The organism is Streptococcus alactolyticus, from assembly GCF_042649785.1.
GTDB lineage: Bacteria > Bacillota > Bacilli > Lactobacillales > Streptococcaceae > Streptococcus > Streptococcus alactolyticus.
In genome coordinates this window covers 12,738-32,243 of record NZ_JBHRZX010000013.1, presented here as the reverse complement: position 1 = coordinate 32,243, position 19,506 = coordinate 12,738, and the positions used below count along the sequence as shown (strand labels likewise).

At 39.5% G+C, this 19,506-nt stretch carries 19 protein-coding genes; 15 read left to right on the top strand and 4 right to left on the bottom strand.

The annotated features are described in order from the left end of the window. The first annotated feature begins 33 nt into the window (after window positions 1-33). The 3 genes from ACFORE_RS03605 to pyk all read left to right on the top strand — a co-directional run bounded on the left by ACFORE_RS03605 (window position 34) and on the right by pyk (window position 5,830). Window positions 34-3,141: a DNA polymerase III subunit alpha gene (locus ACFORE_RS03605; protein WP_235281049.1), complete on the top strand. Its 3,108-nt coding sequence runs from the start codon at window positions 34-36 to the stop codon at window positions 3,139-3,141. 91 nt (window positions 3,142-3,232) lie between these two features. Next, window positions 3,233-4,249: a 6-phosphofructokinase gene (gene pfkA, locus ACFORE_RS03600; RefSeq protein ID WP_154455273.1), complete on the top strand. Its 1,017-nt coding sequence runs from the start codon at window positions 3,233-3,235 to the stop codon at window positions 4,247-4,249. Between the two features lie 78 nt (window positions 4,250-4,327). Next, window positions 4,328-5,830: a pyruvate kinase gene (gene pyk / locus ACFORE_RS03595; RefSeq protein ID WP_154455272.1), complete on the top strand. Its 1,503-nt coding sequence runs from the start codon at window positions 4,328-4,330 to the stop codon at window positions 5,828-5,830. 97 nt (window positions 5,831-5,927) lie between these two features. On the opposite strand, the gene ACFORE_RS03590 is transcribed toward pyk, so the two are convergent. The 4 genes from ACFORE_RS03590 to ACFORE_RS03575 all read right to left on the bottom strand — a co-directional run bounded on the left by ACFORE_RS03590 (window position 5,928) and on the right by ACFORE_RS03575 (window position 8,654). Next, entirely contained in the window at window positions 5,928-7,085 is a 1,158-nt protein-coding gene (locus ACFORE_RS03590) for a tyrosine-type recombinase/integrase (RefSeq protein WP_380434992.1), read from the bottom strand. Window positions 7,086-7,215: 130 nt separating this feature from the next. Further along, on the bottom strand, window positions 7,216-7,839 hold the full coding sequence (locus ACFORE_RS03585; RefSeq protein WP_380434991.1) for a CD20-like domain-containing protein: 624 nt from the start codon (window positions 7,837-7,839) through the stop codon (window positions 7,216-7,218). A 53-nt stretch (window positions 7,840-7,892) separates the two neighbouring features. Next, complete coding sequence (locus tag ACFORE_RS03580) at window positions 7,893-8,273, bottom strand: ImmA/IrrE family metallo-endopeptidase (RefSeq protein ID WP_033152431.1); 381 nt, start codon at window positions 8,271-8,273, stop codon at window positions 7,893-7,895. Between the two features lie 27 nt (window positions 8,274-8,300). Then, complete coding sequence (locus ACFORE_RS03575) at window positions 8,301-8,654, bottom strand: helix-turn-helix domain-containing protein (protein ID WP_235281250.1); 354 nt, start codon at window positions 8,652-8,654, stop codon at window positions 8,301-8,303. 286 nt (window positions 8,655-8,940) lie between these two features. Between ACFORE_RS03575 and ACFORE_RS03570 the strand changes: the two genes are divergently transcribed. The 12 genes from ACFORE_RS03570 (at window position 8,941) to tpx (ending at window position 19,483) form a co-directional block, all read left to right on the top strand. Further along, window positions 8,941-9,132, top strand: a complete 192-nt coding sequence (locus ACFORE_RS03570) for a hypothetical protein (protein ID WP_001112861.1) — start codon at window positions 8,941-8,943, stop codon at window positions 9,130-9,132. 307 nt (window positions 9,133-9,439) lie between these two features. Then, the gene (locus ACFORE_RS03565; protein ID WP_235281247.1) at window positions 9,440-9,751 is read left to right on the top strand and encodes an excisionase; all 312 of its coding nucleotides are present in this window, start codon (window positions 9,440-9,442) and stop codon (window positions 9,749-9,751) included. A 1-nt stretch (window position 9,752) separates the two neighbouring features. After that, a complete protein-coding gene (locus tag ACFORE_RS03560) occupies window positions 9,753-9,944 on the top strand; it encodes a hypothetical protein (RefSeq protein ID WP_235281245.1) in 192 nt (63 codons plus the stop codon). A gap of 18 nt (window positions 9,945-9,962) precedes the next feature. Then, window positions 9,963-10,157 (top strand): helix-turn-helix domain-containing protein, encoded by a 195-nt coding sequence (locus ACFORE_RS03555; RefSeq protein ID WP_380434990.1) that lies wholly within the window; start codon window positions 9,963-9,965, stop codon window positions 10,155-10,157. A gap of 109 nt (window positions 10,158-10,266) precedes the next feature. Continuing rightward, the gene (gene lepB / locus ACFORE_RS03550; protein WP_235281243.1) at window positions 10,267-10,824 is read left to right on the top strand and encodes a signal peptidase I; all 558 of its coding nucleotides are present in this window, start codon (window positions 10,267-10,269) and stop codon (window positions 10,822-10,824) included. A 218-nt stretch (window positions 10,825-11,042) separates the two neighbouring features. Next, window positions 11,043-12,857 (top strand): glutamine--fructose-6-phosphate transaminase (isomerizing), encoded by a 1,815-nt coding sequence (gene glmS, locus ACFORE_RS03545; protein WP_235280598.1) that lies wholly within the window; start codon window positions 11,043-11,045, stop codon window positions 12,855-12,857. Window positions 12,858-12,998: 141 nt separating this feature from the next. Beyond that, window positions 12,999-14,771 (top strand): PTS mannitol transporter subunit IIBC, encoded by a 1,773-nt coding sequence (locus ACFORE_RS03540; RefSeq protein ID WP_235300313.1) that lies wholly within the window; start codon window positions 12,999-13,001, stop codon window positions 14,769-14,771. A 19-nt stretch (window positions 14,772-14,790) separates the two neighbouring features. Beyond that, on the top strand, window positions 14,791-16,752 hold the full coding sequence (locus ACFORE_RS03535) for a BglG family transcription antiterminator (RefSeq protein WP_264879351.1): 1,962 nt from the start codon (window positions 14,791-14,793) through the stop codon (window positions 16,750-16,752). A 2-nt stretch (window positions 16,753-16,754) separates the two neighbouring features. Beyond that, complete coding sequence (locus tag ACFORE_RS03530) at window positions 16,755-17,192, top strand: PTS mannitol transporter subunit IIA (protein WP_168260730.1); 438 nt, start codon at window positions 16,755-16,757, stop codon at window positions 17,190-17,192. Between the two features lie 16 nt (window positions 17,193-17,208). Beyond that, entirely contained in the window at window positions 17,209-18,372 is a 1,164-nt protein-coding gene (locus tag ACFORE_RS03525; RefSeq protein ID WP_294608129.1) for a mannitol-1-phosphate 5-dehydrogenase, read from the top strand. A 106-nt stretch (window positions 18,373-18,478) separates the two neighbouring features. After that, window positions 18,479-18,814 carry a zinc ribbon domain-containing protein YjdM gene (locus ACFORE_RS03520; RefSeq protein WP_154455460.1) on the top strand — a complete coding sequence of 112 codons (336 nt, stop codon included), beginning with the start codon at window positions 18,479-18,481 and terminating at the stop codon, window positions 18,812-18,814. A gap of 177 nt (window positions 18,815-18,991) precedes the next feature. Then, on the top strand, window positions 18,992-19,483 hold the full coding sequence (gene tpx, locus ACFORE_RS03515) for a thiol peroxidase (protein ID WP_154455461.1): 492 nt from the start codon (window positions 18,992-18,994) through the stop codon (window positions 19,481-19,483). Window positions 19,484-19,506 lie beyond the last annotated feature (23 nt).

Genomic DNA, 19,506 nt, shown 5'->3' with positions numbered 1-19,506 from the left:
TAGACATATTAAGGAAACAAGGGAGTTTTTGGCATGTTTGCACAGATAGATACAAAAACAGTCTATACTTTTATGGACAGTTTGATTGATTTGAAAACCTATATTCAAAAAGCGAAAGATTTGGGCTATCAAACGATCGGCATCATGGATAGGGATAATTTGTACGCGGCTTTTCATTTTATTCAAGAAGCTAAAAAGGAAGGGTTGCAGCCTGTTTTGGGATTGGAGTGTGCTTTTTCGATAAAAGAGTGGCAGACAGTGACGGTGCAATTGATTGCCTTAAACACCTTGGGTTATCAGAACCTCATGAAACTGTCCAGCAAACAGCTTTCTTCAGGACTTGAGCTAGAGGATCTGCCTTCTTATTTGCCTGGGATTGCTGTGATTATTCCTTATGTGGAAGGGATAGAAGAGGTAGCGTTTCCTTTTGACTATTATATCGGTGTTCATTTGCAGTCTCCTCAAAAAGAGTACCCTAAGCCTTTAGTACCCTTGCAAACGGTTCGTTATTTTGAAGCCAGCGAAAGACAGACGCTTCATGTTTTGCATGCTATTCGGGACAATCTTTCCTTAAAAGAAGCCGCTCCAGCTCCTGAAAGGCAAGCCTTTTATTCCTGCCAGCAAGTCACACAAACCTTTCAAGAACGTTTCCCCCAAGCCCTTGAGACCTTAGAAAAACTCGTTTCTACTATTGATTATACTTTTGATACCAATTTAAAATTACCACGGTTTAACCGTCACAAACCCGCTCAGGAAGAATTGGTCGAGCGTACGGTAGAAGGCTTGAAATCCAAGCAATTGTGGTTACCCGCATATCAAGAACGCTTGGAAAAGGAATTAGCTGTTATTCATCAGATGGGATTTGATGATTATTTCTTGATTGTTTGGGATTTGTTGCGTTTTGGTCGTAGTCGTGGTTATTATATGGGAATGGGGCGTGGTTCTGCGGCAGGGAGCTTGGTTGCTTTTGCCCTTGACATCACAGGAATAGATCCTGTTAAAAATAACCTACTATTCGAACGGTTTTTAAATGCGGAACGTTACAGTATGCCAGATATTGATATTGATTTGCCTGACGTTTACCGTAGCGAGTTTCTTCATTATGTGCGTGACCGTTACGGTAGTCAACATTCTGCCCAAATTGTGACTTTCTCGACCTTTGGAGCCAAGCAAGCCATTCGCGATGTCTTTAAACGCTTCGGTGTGCCTGAATACGAACTGAGCCGCCTCACCAAAAAAATCAGTTTTCGAGATACGTTGACCTCGGTTTATGAGAAAAATATTGGCTTTCGCCAGTTAATTCACGAAAAACCAGAGTATCAGAAGGCTTTTGCTATTGCTAAACGCATTGAAGGGAACCCACGTCAGACTTCTATCCATGCGGCTGGTGTAGTGATGAGTGACGATGATTTGACCAATCATATTCCACTAAAAGCTGGGGAAGACTTGATGGTTACTCAGTATGATGCCTCTGCTGTTGAAGCCAATGGGCTTTTGAAAATGGATTTCCTTGGCCTTCGCAATCTGACCTTTGTGCAACGTATGCAAGAAAAAGTGGCTAAGGATTATCATGTCGCTATTGATATTAAGGCCATTGATTTGGAGGACAAGGAAACTCTGGCTTTGTTTGCGGCAGGTCGAACAAAAGGCATTTTCCAATTTGAACAAGCTGGAGCTATCAATCTGCTTAAACGCATCCAGCCACGACAATTTGAAGACATCGTTGCCACAACCAGTTTGAACCGTCCTGGTGCCAGCGATTATACGGAGAATTTCATCAAACGTCGATTTGGAAAAGAAGCAGTAGATGTCATTGATCCTATATTAGCGCCTATTTTACAGCCAACATACGGTATTATGTTGTATCAAGAACAGGTGATGCAGATTGCCCAAGTGTATGCTGGTTTTACGCTTGGTAAAGCGGATTTGTTGCGACGTGCCATGTCAAAAAAAGATCTTACAGCCATGCAACAAATGGAAGCAGACTTCTTAGCAGGCGCTGAACGCCTAGGTCATCCGATTGAAACCGCTAAGAAATTGTTTAGCCGCATGGCCAAATTTGCAGGTTATGGCTTTAACCGCAGTCATGCCTTTGCCTATTCAGCCTTAGCATTTCAACTGGCTTACTTTAAAGCACATTATCCTGATGTTTTCTACGATGTCATGCTAAATAACGCCAGCGTAGATTATGTTAAAGATGCCTTAGAAGCCCATTTCACCTTGCAGCCGATTAACATCAACACCGTACCTTATCAAAATAAGATTTCTGGCCGTCAGATTTTCTTGGGATTAAAAGATTTAAAAGGGGTTCCGCGTGATTTGTGCTACTGGATTATTGAGAATCGTCCTTTTAAAACGATAGAAGATTTCCTGATTCGCCTACCTGAAAATTACCGCAAGAAGGACTTGTTGCTTCCTTTGGTGGAGGTTGGAGCCTTTGATGTCTTTGATAAAAATCGCCATAAAATTAGTGCTAACTTGGATTCGCTTTTCCTTTTTGTGACGGAGTTGGGGAGTTTATTTGCCGATAGTGCTTATAGTTGGACAGAAGTAGATGATTATTCAGATGCTGAAAAATACCGCCTGGAACAAGCAATATTAGGCGTAGGCATTAGCCCGCATCCACTTTTGAAAATTGCCAAGCAGTCCACCGTGCCATTTACCCCTTTAGAGGATTTGCGGGAAAATGGCGAAGCGACCATCTTGGTTGAATTAAAACAGATGCGCGTGATTAGGACTAAGACTAAGGGAGAACAAATGGCTTTTCTAACGGTCACAGACATGCATCGTTTATTTGATGTGACGGCTTTTCCTGAAAGATATGCCCAATTTAAAACAGATTTGCAAGAAGGCCGATTCTACTATCTTACAGGCAAGGTGCAAAAACGCAACGACCGTTTGCAAATGATTTTGAATCGCGTACAAGAAGCTAGTTCAGAACGCCTCTGGCTTTTGTTGCCAAATCACCTATATGACCAAGAAGTCTCAGACATTTTGTCGCAATACCCAGGCAATATTCCAGTGATGCTGCACTACCAAGATAGCAAGCAAACGCTAAAAAGCCAAAGACATCTTGTCCAAAAAAGCCCACAACTTCTAAAAGCCCTATCTCTTTACGCAGTGAAAACGATTTATCAATAAAAATTGGGTAAAAAAACAATAAAGTGAGACTTTTTACAAGATTATGTGCTATAATAATAACCGTTAGATTAATAAAAGGAGTATACGCAAAATGAAACGTATTGCTGTTTTAACTAGTGGCGGCGACGCCCCTGGTATGAATGCTGCCGTTCGTGCAGTTGTTCGTAAAGCAATTAAAGAAGGCATGGAAGTCTTCGGAATCAACCGCGGCTATGCTGGTATGGTTGAGGGAGACATCTTCCCACTTGATGATCAAAGTGTATCAAACATTTTGACAAACGGTGGTACTTTCCTTCAATCTGCTCGTTACCCTGAATTTGCCACTCTTGAAGGTCAATTGGCAGGAATTGAGCAACTTAAGAAAAAAGGTATCGAAGGTGTTGTTGTTATCGGTGGTGACGGATCTTACCACGGAGCTATGCGTTTGACAGAACATGGATTCCCAGCTATTGGTATTCCAGGTACAATCGATAACGATATTGCTGGTACAGACTACACTATCGGTTTTGATACAGCTGTCAATACAGCAACAGATGCCCTTGATAAAATTCGTGACACTTCTTACAGTCACCGTCGTACTTTCGTTGTTGAAGTAATGGGACGTAACGCTGGGGATATCGCTCTTTGGTCTGGTATCGCTGCAGGTGCTGATCAAATCATCATTCCTGAAGAACCATACGACATTAACGATGTTGTTGCAAAAGTAAAAGATGGTTACGAAAACAAAGGTAAAGAACGTCACTTGATCGTTCTTGCTGAAGGTGTGATGCATGCTGATAAATTTGCACAATTAATGAAGGAAGCTGGTGACACTAGCGACCTTCGTTCAACTAACCTTGGACACATCCTTCGTGGTGGTGCACCATCTCCACGTGACCGTGTTCTTGCTTCTTGGATGGGTGCTCATGCCGTTGACCTTCTTCTTGAAGGACGTGGTGGTCTTGCTGTTGGTATCCACAATGAAGAACTTGTTGAAAGCCCAATTCTTGGTACAAAAGAAGAAGGTGCCTTGTTCTCATTGGCAGAAGATGGCAGCATCATTGTTAATATGCCACACAAAGCACGTCTTGATTTCGCAGAATTGAATCGAGATATCGCTCATATTTAAGACTATTTACTTAATGTAAAGTTATTATTGTTACTAACGTCGTATATCGACGAAATATAAAGGGAGTTTTAGATTATTATGAATAAACGCGTGAAAATCGTTGCTACACTTGGTCCTGCGGTAGAACTCCGCGGTGGTAAAAAATTTGGTGAAGATGGTTATTGGGGTGAAAGCCTTGATGTTGAAGCATCAGCACAAAAAATTGCAGAATTGATCAAAGAAGGTGCAAACGTATTCCGTTTCAACTTCTCACATGGTGACCACGCAGAACAAGGTGAACGCATGAAAACTGTTCGCCGTGCCGAAGAAATTGCAGGTCAAAAAGTTGGTTTCCTTCTTGATACTAAAGGTCCAGAAATCCGTACTGAACTTTTTGAAGGCGATGCTAAAGAATATTCATATAAAACTGGTGAAAAAATCCGCGTTGCAACTAAACAAGGTATCAAATCAACTCGTGAAGTCATTGCTTTGAACGTAGCTGGTGCTCTTGATATCTTTGATGACGTTGAAGTTGGTAAACAAGTCCTTGTTGACGATGGTAAACTTGGTCTTCGTGTTATCGCTAAAGACGAAGCAACTCGCGAATTTGAAGTTGAAGTTGAAAACGACGGTATCATCGCTAAACAAAAAGGTGTAAACATTCCTTACACTAAAATCCCATTCCCAGCTCTTGCTGAACGTGACAACGCTGATATTCGATTTGGTCTTGAACAAGGTCTTAACTTTATCGCTATCTCATTCGTACGTACTGCAAAAGATGTTAACGAAGTTCGCGCTATCTGTGAAGAAACTGGTAACGGACATGTGAAATTGTTGGCTAAAATCGAAAACCAACAAGGTATCGACAACATCGATGAAATCATCGAAGCTGCTGATGGTATTATGATCGCTCGTGGTGACATGGGTATCGAAGTTCCATTTGAAATGGTTCCAGTATATCAAAAAATGATCATCACTAAAGTTAACGCTGCAGGTAAAATCGTTGTTACAGCAACAAATATGCTTGAATCAATGACTGAAAAACCTCGTGCAACTCGTTCAGAAGTATCTGACGTATTTAATGCTGTTATCGATGGTACTGATGCTACAATGCTTTCAGGTGAATCAGCAAACGGTAAATACCCTGTTGAAGCTGTTCGTGCAATGGCAACTATCGATAAAAACGCTCAAACACTTCTTAATGAATACGGACGTCTTGATTCATCAGCATTTGATCGTACATCTAAGACAGAAGTTGTTGCATCTGCTGTTAAAGACGCAACTCGTTCAATGGACATCAAGTTGGTTGTTGCTCTTACTGAATCAGGTGACACAGCTCGTTTGATTTCAAAATACCGTCCAGATGCAGATATCTTGGCTGTTACATTTGATGAACTCACTCAAAAATCACTTATGCTTAACTGGGGTGTATTCCCAATCGTAACTGAAAAACCAGCTTCAACAGACGACATGTTTGAAGTGGCTGAAAAAGTTGCTCTTGAATCAGGATTGGTTCAATCAGGTGACAATATCGTTATCGTCGCTGGTGTTCCAGTTGGTTCAGGTGGTACAAACACCATGCGTATCCGCACTGTAAAATAATTAATTAATAAAAAAGCCTATCATATCAAGCTTTCTAGCCTGTGTGATAGGGCTTTTTTTATACCAAAATGGTAGCGAGGGGCACAGAAGGGGCAAACTAAAGTGGTAATTCGTTAATCATGTCAACAACTTTGTCTTTCATCTTGTTTGTGACATGTGTATAAATTTTCATTGTGGTCTCACTGTCCTCGTGGCCGACTCTATCCATAATTGCTTTTAAAGGAACACCTTTTTCAGCCAAATAACTAACAAGCGTGTGCCTAAAGATATGTGAGCTGATAGGTTTATTAATTGGATGTTCTAGTCGCTGATTAGCGGCCTTGATAGATTCATTAAATGAATTACGTTGGATAGGTACTCCACGATTAGTTACAAATATGTAACTGCGGTCCATAGTAATCCAATTAGGATTTAAACTTTTGTTTAAATCTCGAATCTTAATAGCTTCATCTAATATTTCTGATTCCCGTTTTGATAACTTATTGCTACGATAGCCAGCAGGTGTTTTGGGTGGTTCTTTTTTTGCTTTCTTGTATCCTTGGACACTGTCTAAAGTGCCAAAAATATCTACAAAATTATCGTCTTTACGGTAATTAATATCTTCTAAAGCAACGACTTCACCAATACGTGCACCATCTAAAAATAGAAATTCGGCAATCAGTGAATTCAAGTAAGTTCGTTTCGTGCGTCGTAATTCTTGAATCAATGGTATTAACTCTGTTTCAATTTCCAGATATTTGTTCTTGATTTTTTCGTAATCTTCAAGGGTTAGAACTTTTTTAGGAAGTTTTGCTTGTCTAGCAGGGTTCATCTTGAGATGCCCAATAGTTACAGCGTAATCAAAAGATAGGTTTAATATTGATTTAACGCGCTCTAATTTTGGGCGTGAAATATCAAGTTTGTTTATATAGTCTTGAACATAAAGAGTATCAATCTTCGTAATTTTTGTTTTTAAACCAAAAGTTTCACGTACTAGTCTAACATTACTTGTGAGAGCACTAATAGAAGTACGCCTGATTTCTTTTTTGTGAAATTCCCACCATGAATCTAAAACGTCAGTGAAGTAAGCATCAGAAGTTTTTAAGTTTCTTAAAGCTGTTTTGATTTTTTCTTCAAGAATTTTTTGAGCTTCCTTTTTCGCTCGATTAGAACCACTTTCAAGCGTTACAGATACTTTTCGCCATTTTTCGGTATATGGGTCTTTGTAGCGCTCGAAATACTTATATTTGCCGTTGGATAATTCTTCAATCCACATTTGTTTTTACCTCACTTTTTTGATAAAATGGGTATAGTAAAGAGCCCCACGCATGCAGGTTCTTACTATACTACCAATTATCCCTTACACTCAAATTTTGGCGAAGGAGAGTGTGAGGGATTTTTTTATTTTATTTAAGACCAGTTCCAGTTTTGCCATCAACTACATAAGTTCCGTTTTTTTGAACAAAGTGAATTGAAACACTAGCATAGTATGAACCATCTTCTAAGTCCCAATCGCAATCCATAGATGGAACTTCTGAATCGCTATCAAAATCATAATCTGTATCAGTGCTAGTAGTAGTTGGTTCACCGACAGTTGCTACAATTTCATCATAAGTAGTAGTGCCATCTACAATGCTATCAAAATAAGCGTCAGTCCACTTGAATGCGTCATCAGCTGCTTTTTCAGCAGCGATAGACGAGCTTTCCTCTGCTATAGATGATTCGCTATATTCTTTATCGATTGATTTTGAAGTCTCATCATAAGCCTTGCTCGCTTCGTCGAGAGCATTGCTATATATTGATTGCGTAGCCAAAACAATTACTAATGAAGCCAATGCTAATAAAGTTCCAATCAAAGCAAACACCTTCTTGTTTTTGCGATTGACAATCAAAGCTATTACACCTAAAACCAGCGCGAACAGCCCGACTACAAAAGAGCCATTATTTAGAAACGGCACCCAAGAACCAACTAGAGCAATCGCTCCAAATACAATTGACAAAATACCCAAGACTTTCTTTTCGTCTTTCATAATATGAATCCCCCTATTCAGCTTTTAACGTGGTTCAGTTTTTGCACGTAGTTTTAAACAATATCCATTAAATTATAATATTCATCAATAACCATACATTCGTCAGCTACGGTGTTCAATTGGTGCCTTTGCATGAAATTGACATAGTTGAATTCATAATCTGATTCTCTTAATTCCTCTTCAAGTAAAAGACGAATCATATTGCGATTGGCTTGTAGCTCGAATTGCTCATGCCGTCTTTTGTATTGGTTAGAGTCATGTTCAAGATGTCCTAACTCGTGGTAAACAACTTTTTTCATAGCATCTTCAGAAAGAGATTTATTAACGAAGATAATTTTAATGTCATCAATGTAAATTCCAGGACGTGGCCATAACTCGTTATCAAAGTAAGCTAATGTCACGCCATACGATTCAACAAGTTCTTCAATAGTCATAGACTATCTTCCTTTGCTCAATTATTTTTAGCTTCTACCTTTTAGATAGATTTCAATGATATTCGTAATTGCTTCAACATCTTCATCGGTAAGTGGTTTACCGTCGAAGGTCTTGGCATTTCTTGCCATTTTACGTAAATCTTCAGTAGTATAACCTGCAACTTCATCAGATGCAATTTTTGGATTGTCAGTGCGTCCCAATAGATAATCTGTAGACACATTAAAGTAGTCAGCTATTTCTTGTAACCTTTCAGCAGATGGTTGGTTTCTTTTAAGAGCATAGATAGAATTTTTGCCCAATCCTAGAGTTTCCTCTAATTTACTTAGGGAAATTCCTCGCTTTTGGGATAATTCCTTAACTCTATCAAAAGTCGTATACATTGATTTTATCAACCTTTCTAGGGTATGACAAAAAATATTTAGAGAATTTTGTAGAAAACTGCTGACAAACAGTAGAGAATACTCTAAAATAGTTTTTGTAAATAAGATTTAACTAGAAAAACAACTAAACAAATAAATCAAAAAAGTGTTTTGGCGAACGGTATACATTGATTTGTTAGCGTTTTTTTCTACGCTTTCATTTTAGAATATTCTCTAAAATATGTCAATAAAAAGCGCAAAAAAATAGTTATTTCTTATTTACAATTTTTGAAAAGGAGGAAGAAAGATGCCTGATATTGCAAACGGACGCAAAAAAATTTGTGACTTCTTAAAAGAAAACAATATCAAAAAAGCAGCTTTAGCAGCTGCATATGGCATGAGTCGACAAGAAGTTACTAATATTTTAAGTGGCTCAACTCGTGGCTTGAAAGCTAATCAATTTATCTTACGAGTTATTGAAGATTACAAAATTGATTAAAATTTAAAACTATCTCTCAGCTAGTAGTTATAGCTCTAGCAAGTTAATATCCTTATTATATTATTTTTACGCAGTTTAATTTATTCATGGCCTCCTATAATATCTATCAAATATGTATTTCCTCCAAAAAATACATGACATTATCACAGAGACTTGCTAGGGCTATAACTGCTAGTTGAGGGCAGTAGACAATAGAAAGGAGTAGAAGATGAAACCATTTTTTTGACACAAAAAAAGCAACTGACGGCAATCAGTCGCTAACAAAATTAACTTATCTAAATTATATCACATTTAAGAGGAACACGCTATGCCAAAAGTTGAAATAACTTACAGAGCTGTTGGTAATGACGAAAAAGCGGAATGGGGCGATTATGACCACTTAATGCAACGTTGGGAAGGTCTTAGCAAATCCGTCGCTAAGCAATGGGCAGCTGAAATGCGTGAACATCCAGATTTCAACAGGTACATTGACAATCCAACACATAAAATTGTTTTCATCAATTACGAAGGTTTTGCACTGTTCGTAAAGTGGAAATCACGTAACAGATATTTATCAAAAAAAGAAACGTTAGCTGAAATGCTGAAAAACATCAAACTAGAAGAGAGAGTAGGAATATAACATGACATATTTAATTATCGCAGTCGCAGTTTTAGCGTTCGTTGAAGTAATTACATTGCCATTTATCGGCAAGCGAGGTAAACGAGCACACACAGAAGAAGTGCCAACACGCACGTATTCGAAACATTTTCCATGGGAAGAGGATCGCATCGCGTACAATCGCATGCACGGTTTACCAGATGATGCAATTTAAGAAGGGGATTTTTTTAAAATGGGTGTACGTTTAAAAGAACTTAGACAAGAAAAAGGGATATCCCTAAGTAAGCTTAGTGAAATATTGAAAGAGAAATATGATATTTCAGTCTCAACCAGTCAATTAATGTATTATGAAAAAGGGGAAAGCGAACCACGAAACAAGCAAGTATGGGAAAAGTTAGCTGATTATTTTGGAGTATCCGAGGCGTAAGTGACATTTTGTTAGATGATTACGATATAAAAACATACTTTTTTAGTCTCATGCCTACTTTTTTTATACCTTTAAACATGGTATAATAATTAGAAGAATAGGAGTAGGTATGGTAAAGCGTGATTTTATTCGAAATATTATTATAGCGCTCATTGCTATTTTTGTCCTTGTTTTATTAAGGATTTTTGTTTTTTCAACATTTAGAGTTCATGACGATGCGGTCAATTCCTATTTGTCAAATGGGGATGTCGTAGTGGTTAATCGCAATAGGCAGCCGCAGTACAAGGATTTTGTGGTATATGAAGAAGATGGCACTTTCTACATCAGCCGTGTGATTGCGACACCTGGTCAGACTGCGACGGTGATGGATGATATTTTGTATATCGATAATGTCGCCAAGGAAGAACCTTATATCAGCCAGATGAAATCAAAATACACGGCCTCATCTGATAGCCAAATGCCTTTTACGTCAGATTTTTCGATTGAAACATTGACAGATAACAAAGAAACTAAAATTCCAAAGGGTAGTTATTTGGTGCTAAACGATGACCGTCAAAACACTAATGACAGCCGTAAATTTGGCTTGATTAAGGCAAAACAAATTCGAGGAGTTGTGACCTTCAAATTATGGCCGCTAAGTCAATTTGGTTTTCTGACAACAGAGTAGTTTAGCTACTCTGTTTTTTTGTATTTTCAAAAGGAATAATCATAGGAAAAATAAAGCGTTTGCTATTGGTCTAAATAAACTATACCAATTTTATTGTTGACATTAATAATATAAAGTTATATACTGATTTTGTTAGTTTTTATTGATGACTATAGGATTATACCAATTAAAAAATAAGAAAGAAATAGCAAGGGTGTCTTGCTAATAGGTGACATGTTATGTGTGGTATTGTTGGTGTTGTTGGAAACAAAAATGCAACAGATATTTTGATGCAAGGTCTTGAAAAGTTGGAATATCGTGGTTACGATTCTGCTGGGATTTTTGTGACAAACGGTGTAAATCAAGGACGCTTAATCAAATCAGTTGGTCGTATTGCAGACCTTCGTGCTAAAATCGGGATGGATGTGGCTGGCTACACTGGTATCGGTCATACGCGCTGGGCAACACACGGTCATGCGACTGAAGAAAATGCTCACCCTCACACATCAGAAACAGGGCGTTTTGTTTTGGTTCACAATGGTGTGATTGAAAATTACTTGCAAATCAAAGAAGAATACCTTTCCGGACATCATTTGAAAGGTGAAACCGATACAGAAATTGCTGTTCATTTGATTGGACAATTTGTTACAGATGGTTTGTCTGTTTTAGAAGCCTTTAAAAAAGCATTGCACATCATCGAAGGGTCATACGCTTTTGCTTTGATTGATGCTGAAGATCCAGATACTATCTACGTTGCTAAAAACAAATCACCACTTTTGATTGGTTTGGGTGATGGTTACAACATGGTCTGCTCAGATGCGATGGCAATGATTCGTGAAACTAGTGAATTCATGGAAATTCACGATAAAGAATTGGTTGTTTTGACAAAAGATTCTGTAACTGTAACAGATTATGACGGCAACCTTATCGAACGCGAATCTTACACAGCTGAGTTGGACTTGTCTGACATTGGTAAAGGAACTTACCCTTACTACATGCTTAAAGAAATCGATGAACAACCAACTGTTATGCGTAAATTAATCAATACCTATGCCGACAGCGAAGGCAATATGTTGGTTGGCCCTGAGATTGTTAAAACCGTGCAAGAATGTGACCGTATTTATATCTTGGCAGCAGGAACATCTTACAACGCTGGTTTTGCTTCAAAAGCTATGCTTGAAAAATTGACGGATACACCAGTTGAATTGGGAATTGCGTCAGAATGGGGCTATAATATGCCATTGTTGAGCAAAAAACCAATGTTTATCCTACTTAGCCAATCTGGTGAAACAGCAGATAGCCGTCAGGTTTTAGTGAAAGCAAACCAAATGGGTATCCCAAGTTTGACCGTGACAAACGTTCCTGGTTCAACCTTGTCACGTGAAGCCACTTATACCATGTTGTTGCATGCTGGTCCTGAAATTGCAGTTGCTTCTACAAAAGCATACACTGCACAAATTGCGGCACTTGCCTTCCTTGCTAAAGCAGTCGGAGAAGCAAATGGTAAGAAAGAAGCCCTTGAATTTGACTTGGTACATGAATTGTCTATCGTGGCACAATCAATCGAGGCAACTCTTTCAGAAAAAGACAGCATTTCAGAAAAAGTAGAAGCTTTGTTAAAAGATACTCGCAACGCCTTTTACATTGGCCGTGGCAATGATTACTACGTTGCTATGGAAGCTAGCTTGAAATTGAAAGAAATCTCATACATTCAATGTGAAGGATTTGCGGCTGGTGAATTGAAACACGGTACCATTTCTCTGATTGAAGATGGCACACCTGTTCTTGGTTTGATTTCATCAAGTGAAGCAGTAGCAAGCCATACGCGTGGTAATATCCAAGAAGTGTCTGCCCGCGGTGCTAATGTCTTGACTATCGTTGAAGAAGGGTTGTCAAAACCAGGAGATGATATAGTGGTTAACCGCGTCCACCCTTACTTGACGAGCATTTCAATGGTTATCCCAACTCAATTGATTGCCTACTTTGCGTCATTACAACGTGGTCTTGACGTTGATAAACCACGTAACTTGGCTAAAGCGGTAACGGTTGAATAATAGTTTTTAAATAATAGAACCCTAAAAAGTCTGGATTTGTCGTCCAGGCTTTTTTTGTCACAAAAATTTTGCCAAAACTTTAGTTTAAAACGCTAACAAAACATATTATAATATAGTTAAGAAAAAAGGAGGAAACGGCTAATGGAAAACAAAAGTGCATTAAAAGTAAGAGTCCAAAAATTAGGGACAACCTTATCCAACATGGTTATGCCTAATATTGGCGCTTTTATCGCATGGGGGATATTGGCAACGCTATTCATCGAAACAGGCTGGTTCCCAAATCCCACGCTAAGTGTAATGGTATCACCAATCTTGACCTATCTCTTGCCTTTGTTAATTGGTTATACGGCAGGGTTTAATGTTTATGGACAACGTGGTGCAGTTGTAGGTGCTATGGCAACCTTCGGTGCTATTGTTGGGTCATCAGTAACCATGTTTATCGGTGCCATGATTATGGGACCTTTGGGAGCATGGTGTATCAAGAAATTTGACGAGAAATTCCAAGAAAAAATTCGTCCTGGATTTGAAATGTTATTAAATAACTTCTCAGCTGGGATTATCGGATTTATTTTGATTATTCTTGCTTTTCTAGCAGTTGGTCCAGTTGTTTCTAGTTTGACAGCTGCTATCGGTGTCGGGGTTCAAGCTATTATCAACGCGAAAATGTTACCACTGGCAAATATCTTGATTGAGCCAGCCAAGGTTCTCTTCTTAAATAACGCGCTTAACCACGGTATCTTTACACCGCTTGGAACAGAACAAGTCGCAGAAGCAGGGAAATCAATTCTCTTCTTGCTAGAATCTAACCCTGGTCCTGGTCTTGGTATCTTGCTTGCTTACTCATTCTTTGGTAAAGGCTCAGCTAAATCATCAGCACCAGGAGCAGTTATTATTGAATTCTTGGGTGGGATTCATGAAATCTATTTCCCATACGTTATGATGAAACCGCTTTTATTCCTAGCGGCCATTGCTGGGGGTGTTGTGGGAACCTTTACTTTCCAACTTCTAGGAGCTGGTCTATCAGCAGCAGCTTCACCTGGTTCTATTATCGCTATCTTAGCCATGACACCAAGAGGCGGTTACTTACCTGTTATTGCTGGTGTGGCAGCGGCAGCTGTGGCATCTTTCCTAGTGGCATCTGTGATTTTGAAAGCAGACAGATCAGAAAGCGATTCGCTTGAGTCAGCTCAGGCAGCTAGCCAAGCAGCTAAAGCAGCTTCAAAAGGTCAAGAAGTTGCACCATCACAAGAAGAACTCATGATTAGCACTGACGCTGTGCAACAAATCATCTTTGCCTGTGATGCAGGTATGGGAAGTTCAGCTATGGGTGCTTCAATCTTGAGAGAAAAAGTGAAAAAAGCTGGTTTGGATATTCCTGTAACAAATAAAGCGATTTCAAACCTAACTGATACGCCAAATACTTTGATTGTAACCCAAGAAGAATTGGCAGAACGTGCGGCTCAGAAAACACCAAGCGCGATTCACGTCAGCGTTGACAATTTCCTTGCAACACCAAAATACGATGAGATTGTGACTCGTTTGAGTGGAGCAAGCGAAGCACCAGCTGAAGAAACAGTCCCTGTTAATCAACAAGTGAGTGAAAAAGCTCCCGTACAGATTGACTTGAATCAAATTGATGAAGTAGTCTTTGCTTACGGAAAAGCAAGAGGGTCTGTCACTATGGGTGAAGCAACCTTGAAAGCTATCTTCAAGAACAAGGGCATTGCTATCCCTGTTTCAAAAGTGGCCAATGAAGACCTACCAGCCTTTAACGCGAATAATATTCTCATTGTTTCTAATATTGCAAATCAAACAGATGTGCAAAAATACGCTCGTGATGCGCAACTCTTGGTTGTTGATAGTTTAGTCACAACACCTGAGTACGACAAAATGATTGCTCGTATCTCTCATTAAAACGGAAAGTAGTCCTAGGATGCTATTAACAAAACGAGAAGAACAACTATTGAAAGCTTTCTTAAAGTTTGGAAAGCTTTCAATGGATAATATGTCTGAAATGCTAGGCGTGTCTAAACGAACGGTTTATCGAACCTTGTCGGATTTGACCAATAGCCTAGCCACGTTGGGCATTGCTATTATCAAAGAAAACAATAAATATTATTTATCAGGTGATTTTGAAAACATTTCTGAATTGAGCGCACAAGCGACTTACACGCGCAATGAACGCCTCAATCTCATCACCTACAACTTGCTTATCAGCCGTGAGAATATCACCAATGAAAGCTTACAAGACCAGTTTGGTGTCAGCAACGTTACTGTCATTCAAGATATTGCTGATATTGAAAAACGTTTGAAAGATTTTAACTTGGTCTTAAAAAGGCGTAAAGGCTATGGTTTAGCCGTTGGTCATAGCCAAATGAAACGCCGTCTGTTAGCCATTTTGCTAACGCAGAATATTCCTTTACCTCAATTTTGGCAGCAAGACTGTGGTATCTTTGATTGCATTTCTGCTGAGCGTCTGCAACAAGCTACGCAAGCTTTCCAGAAATACCAAGAGGAATTACCAGAATTTGATGCTAAATTAAATCAATTTTTCATTATTTTATTATCCTTGTCTAATTGGGATACTTTTGAAGTGAATCCCACTCCTGTTAGCAAAGTATCATTGGAATTTTCACAGAAGGTCTTTGCTCACTTGTCGCACTTAAGTCAAGAATTTTACAGCTTAAAAGAGATTTTATACTATGCTTCCTTGATGGATGAATTGGTCATCAAGCGTCAAAATACCCCCTTGTTTAATGAAAATTTCGATAGTGAGTTTTTCTATAACGTATCTAATCTGATTGATAAGGTGGGGCGCTACACTAAAATCAATTTTGCCAAGGACCAGCTACTCTTTAAGTTTTTGTTCAATCATATTCGCTTAAACTTAGCCATTCCAGTGATTTTTGAGGATTCGGCGACCAATACTATTGCTCATCATGTTATCAAAAGCAATGATTACCTGTATCGCGTGGTGAGTTTGTTGGTCAAAGAAATCTTTCCAGCTTATTTTCAAAATGACCGTGAGTATGAGTTGATTACCTTGCATTTTGCCTCAAGTTTGCGGCGTAGTCCTGACATTTACCCTGTTCATCTGCTGTTGTTGACTGATGAACGCCCGCTGGCAACGGAGTTGCTGGTCACACGGATTAAGACCATTGCCCCATTTGTTGGGACAATCGCGGTGAAAACCTTGTCACAATACACGGTGGATGACAAACGTTCTTATGACTGTTTGTTGTCAACCAGTGTTTTACAAGACCAAGACATTAAGCTGGTGTCGGTCTATCCAGACACCAAGGAATTGCTAGCGCTGCAAGAATTTCTGCAAGACGTGCAGGCCCACCGCGAAGTGAAGGTTCGTGAGGAGGTTGAGCTGATTGAAAAGCCTGTCTATGATTTTCAACAGTATTTGCAGGCAAGCGAAACCTTGCTCCAACACTTCAAACATGTGTCTATCAACAATGCGCCTTCTTTTGATGAAACGGTGCCTCAGTTGGTTGCCCACATCGAAGGCATCACGGACAGTGATTATTTGTCAGAAAAACTCTTGAAACGTTTTCAAATAAGCCCTATGGCCATTCCAGACACGCACCTTGCTTTGTTGCACACGCATTCAAGTAAGGTAGAACAAACGTGTTTTGTGGTCTTTGACTTGGCAACACCCGTCACGGCCTTGTCGATGAACCATCAAGAAGAAAGCATTTCACGGATTTTGGTCATGCTGACGAGGTTGGACGAATGCGAAGAGGTACGCCACCTCATGACCGCCATTAGCCAGTCTATCATTGAAAACCACCTCTACACCGAAATCTATAAGACAGGTAACAAAGACATTATTTACCAACTCTTGAAACAAATTTTCACAGAAAAAATCAAAAAATTGGAGGATTAGAAATGGACTTTCAAAAAGATTTAATTCAATTAGATCAGTCTTTTCAAACGAAAGAAGAAGCCATTCGTTTTTGCGGCAATTTGCTAGCAGACGGTGGTTACGTTGAAAACGATTACGTTGAGGCCATGATTCAGCGTAACAAAGAACTCTCAGTTTATATGGGAAATTTCATTGCTATTCCTCACGGCACTGACGAAGCTAAGGAAAAAGTGCTGAAATCAGGCATTACCGTGGTGCAAGTGCCAGATGGTGTGAATTTTGGCAGTGATGAAAATCCGCAAATCGCCACTGTTTTGTTTGGCATTGCAGGTATCGGCAATGAGCATTTGGAAATCATTCAGAAAATTTCAATTTTCTGTGCGGATGTCGATAATGTTGTGAAATTGGCAGATACCCAATCAAAAGATGAAATCATTCGTTTATTGAATAATGTAGAATAGAAGGGAAATAAGAATCATGAAACAAGCCGTACATTTTGGAGCAGGAAATATTGGACGTGGGTTTATCGGGGAAATTTTATCTAAAAATCATGTCGCGATTACCTTTGTAGATGTCAATGACCGTGTCATTGATGCCTTGAACCAACGCCATTTATATGAGATTGAGATTGCCCAAGAAGGTCAGCCTCATATCACTGTGGACCATGTCAGAGGAATTAACAATCAAAAATACCCTCAAGCAGTTGTCGATGCTATTGCAAACGCTGATATTATCACAACAGCGATCGGGCCAAACATTTTGCCTTTGATTGCAGAATTGATTGCCAAAGGTATCGCAGCTCGCATGACAGCAGGTAATACGCAAGCCATCGACGTCCTAGCCTGTGAAAACATGATTGGCGGTTCACAATTCCTTCTTGAAGAAGTTAAAAAATACCTCTCAGAAGAAGGCCTTGCTTATCTAGATACTTACGTTGGTTTCCCAAATGCTGCTGTGGATCGCATCGTACCAGCGCAAAGCCACGAAGATCCCTTGTTTGTTGTCGTGGAACCTTTTAACGAGTGGGTGGTGGAAACAAGCCGCATGAAAAATCCAGATTTCAAACTAGAAGGCGTGCATTACGAAGAGAATTTGGAACCTTTCATCGAACGCAAACTCTTCTCAGTTAACTCAGGCCATGCAACGTCAGCTTACACAGGGGCTTTTTATGGGGCAGAAACTATTTTGGAAGCACTCAAAGACGAGCGTGTGAAAGAACAAGTTGAAGGCGTTTTGGCAGAGATTCGTCAGTTGTTAATTGCTAAATGGGGCTTTGATGAAGCAACTTTGGAAGATTACCACAAGGTCATTATTTCACGTTTTGAAAATCCGTTTATCGTGGATGACGTGAGCCGTGTGGCCCGCACACCAATCCGTAAACTTGGTTACGATGAACGTTTCATCAGACCTATCCGCGAATTGAAAGAACGTGATTTGCCATATGACCATTTGCTGAAAACAGCTGCTTTTGTTTTCTATTACCAAGATGAAAACGATGACCAAAGCGTGCAATTGCAAGAATTATTGACAAGTAAGCCTTTGCCTGAAGTGGTGACTGAAATCACTCAACTAACAGACGCTGAGTTGATTGCTGATGCTGTGAACATGATTGAAAACGTCAACAAACAGCCACAACTTTAAGGCCTAACCGCTCTACCTTGCCAAAACAGGATTTTTCCGCTACAATAAAGAGAGTCGGTTGACATCAACCGCACATGGTTATTGTAATTTTTGATAAGGAGAAAAGATGTCTTTACCAAATTGTCCAAAATGTCATTCTGAGTATGTTTACGAAGATGGTTTATTATTAGTTTGCCCAGAGTGTGCTTACGAATGGAATCCAAAAGACACTGCCGAAGCAGAAGATGGTCTGGTTGTTTTAGATAGCAACGGAACACGCTTGGCAGATGGTGATAGCGTAACAATCGTTAAAAACCTGAAAGTTAAAGGAGCGCCAAAAGACCTTAAACAAGGAACACGAGTGAAAAACATTCGTCTTGTTGAAGGGGATCACAATATCGATTGCAAAATCGATGGTTTTGGTGCCATGAAATTAAAATCAGAATTTGTTAAAAAATTGTAAGGCAAGTGTTTCCCCACTTGTCTTTTTTTGCGGTTTTTAGATTTGCAATCAAATTGTTCGTGAAAACGCTCGAAATTCGTTACAATAGGAGTGTGAGTAAGGGTTCTCAAAAACCTATTTGAATGGAAAGCATTTCTGAAAGCATCTATTTCAGAATAAGCATAAAGGAGGTATCTCATGACAACATTTCGTGGCGAAAAGGTAACATTAGTCGGTAAAAGAGTACAAGTTGGGGAGGTTGTGCCAGATTTTTCTTTGATGACGCGTGAATTGACGCATCAAGGCTTGGCGGATTTTGCAGGCAAGAAAAAAGTGATTAGTGTGGTGCCGTCTATTGATACGGGTATTTGTTCGGTGCAAACGCGGACCTTTAACAAGGCCTTGTCTGACCGTGATGACACGGTGGTGATTACCATTTCTGAGGACTTGCCTTTTGCACAAGCACGTTGGTGCGGGGTAGAGGGCTTGGAACATGCGGTCATGTTGTCTGATTATTACGACCATTCTTTTGGTAAGGCTTATGGGCTTTTAATGGAAGAGTGGCACCTGTTGGCGCGCGCGGTTTTGGTCCTAGACAGCGATAACCGCTTGACTTATGCTGAGTATTTGGAGAATGTCAATTCTGAACCCAATTACCAAGCGGCACTTGATGCCCTTAATCAATTATAAAAAAGAGGCCTAACAAGATAAGC

Excerpts from the sequence above, each read along its gene's own strand:
- ACFORE_RS03605 (WP_235281049.1), top strand. The coding sequence starts at position 34 with ATGTTTGCACAGATAGATACAAAAACAGTCTATACTTTTATGGACAGT.
- pfkA (WP_154455273.1), top strand. The coding sequence starts at position 3,233 with ATGAAACGTATTGCTGTTTTAACTAGTGGCGGCGACGCCCCTGGTATG.
- pyk (WP_154455272.1), top strand. The coding sequence starts at position 4,328 with ATGAATAAACGCGTGAAAATCGTTGCTACACTTGGTCCTGCGGTAGAA.
- ACFORE_RS03590 (WP_380434992.1), bottom strand. The coding sequence starts at position 7,085 with ATGTGGATTGAAGAATTATCCAACGGCAAATATAAGTATTTCGAGCGC.
- ACFORE_RS03585 (WP_380434991.1), bottom strand. The coding sequence starts at position 7,839 with ATGAAAGACGAAAAGAAAGTCTTGGGTATTTTGTCAATTGTATTTGGA.
- ACFORE_RS03580 (WP_033152431.1), bottom strand. The coding sequence starts at position 8,273 with ATGACTATTGAAGAACTTGTTGAATCGTATGGCGTGACATTAGCTTAC.
- ACFORE_RS03575 (WP_235281250.1), bottom strand. The coding sequence starts at position 8,654 with ATGTATACGACTTTTGATAGAGTTAAGGAATTATCCCAAAAGCGAGGA.
- ACFORE_RS03570 (WP_001112861.1), top strand. The coding sequence starts at position 8,941 with ATGCCTGATATTGCAAACGGACGCAAAAAAATTTGTGACTTCTTAAAA.
- ACFORE_RS03565 (WP_235281247.1), top strand. The coding sequence starts at position 9,440 with ATGCCAAAAGTTGAAATAACTTACAGAGCTGTTGGTAATGACGAAAAA.
- ACFORE_RS03560 (WP_235281245.1), top strand. The coding sequence starts at position 9,753 with ATGACATATTTAATTATCGCAGTCGCAGTTTTAGCGTTCGTTGAAGTA.
- ACFORE_RS03555 (WP_380434990.1), top strand. The coding sequence starts at position 9,963 with ATGGGTGTACGTTTAAAAGAACTTAGACAAGAAAAAGGGATATCCCTA.
- lepB (WP_235281243.1), top strand. The coding sequence starts at position 10,267 with ATGGTAAAGCGTGATTTTATTCGAAATATTATTATAGCGCTCATTGCT.
- glmS (WP_235280598.1), top strand. The coding sequence starts at position 11,043 with ATGTGTGGTATTGTTGGTGTTGTTGGAAACAAAAATGCAACAGATATT.
- ACFORE_RS03540 (WP_235300313.1), top strand. The coding sequence starts at position 12,999 with ATGGAAAACAAAAGTGCATTAAAAGTAAGAGTCCAAAAATTAGGGACA.
- ACFORE_RS03535 (WP_264879351.1), top strand. The coding sequence starts at position 14,791 with ATGCTATTAACAAAACGAGAAGAACAACTATTGAAAGCTTTCTTAAAG.
- ACFORE_RS03530 (WP_168260730.1), top strand. The coding sequence starts at position 16,755 with ATGGACTTTCAAAAAGATTTAATTCAATTAGATCAGTCTTTTCAAACG.
- ACFORE_RS03525 (WP_294608129.1), top strand. The coding sequence starts at position 17,209 with ATGAAACAAGCCGTACATTTTGGAGCAGGAAATATTGGACGTGGGTTT.
- ACFORE_RS03520 (WP_154455460.1), top strand. The coding sequence starts at position 18,479 with ATGTCTTTACCAAATTGTCCAAAATGTCATTCTGAGTATGTTTACGAA.
- tpx (WP_154455461.1), top strand. The coding sequence starts at position 18,992 with ATGACAACATTTCGTGGCGAAAAGGTAACATTAGTCGGTAAAAGAGTA.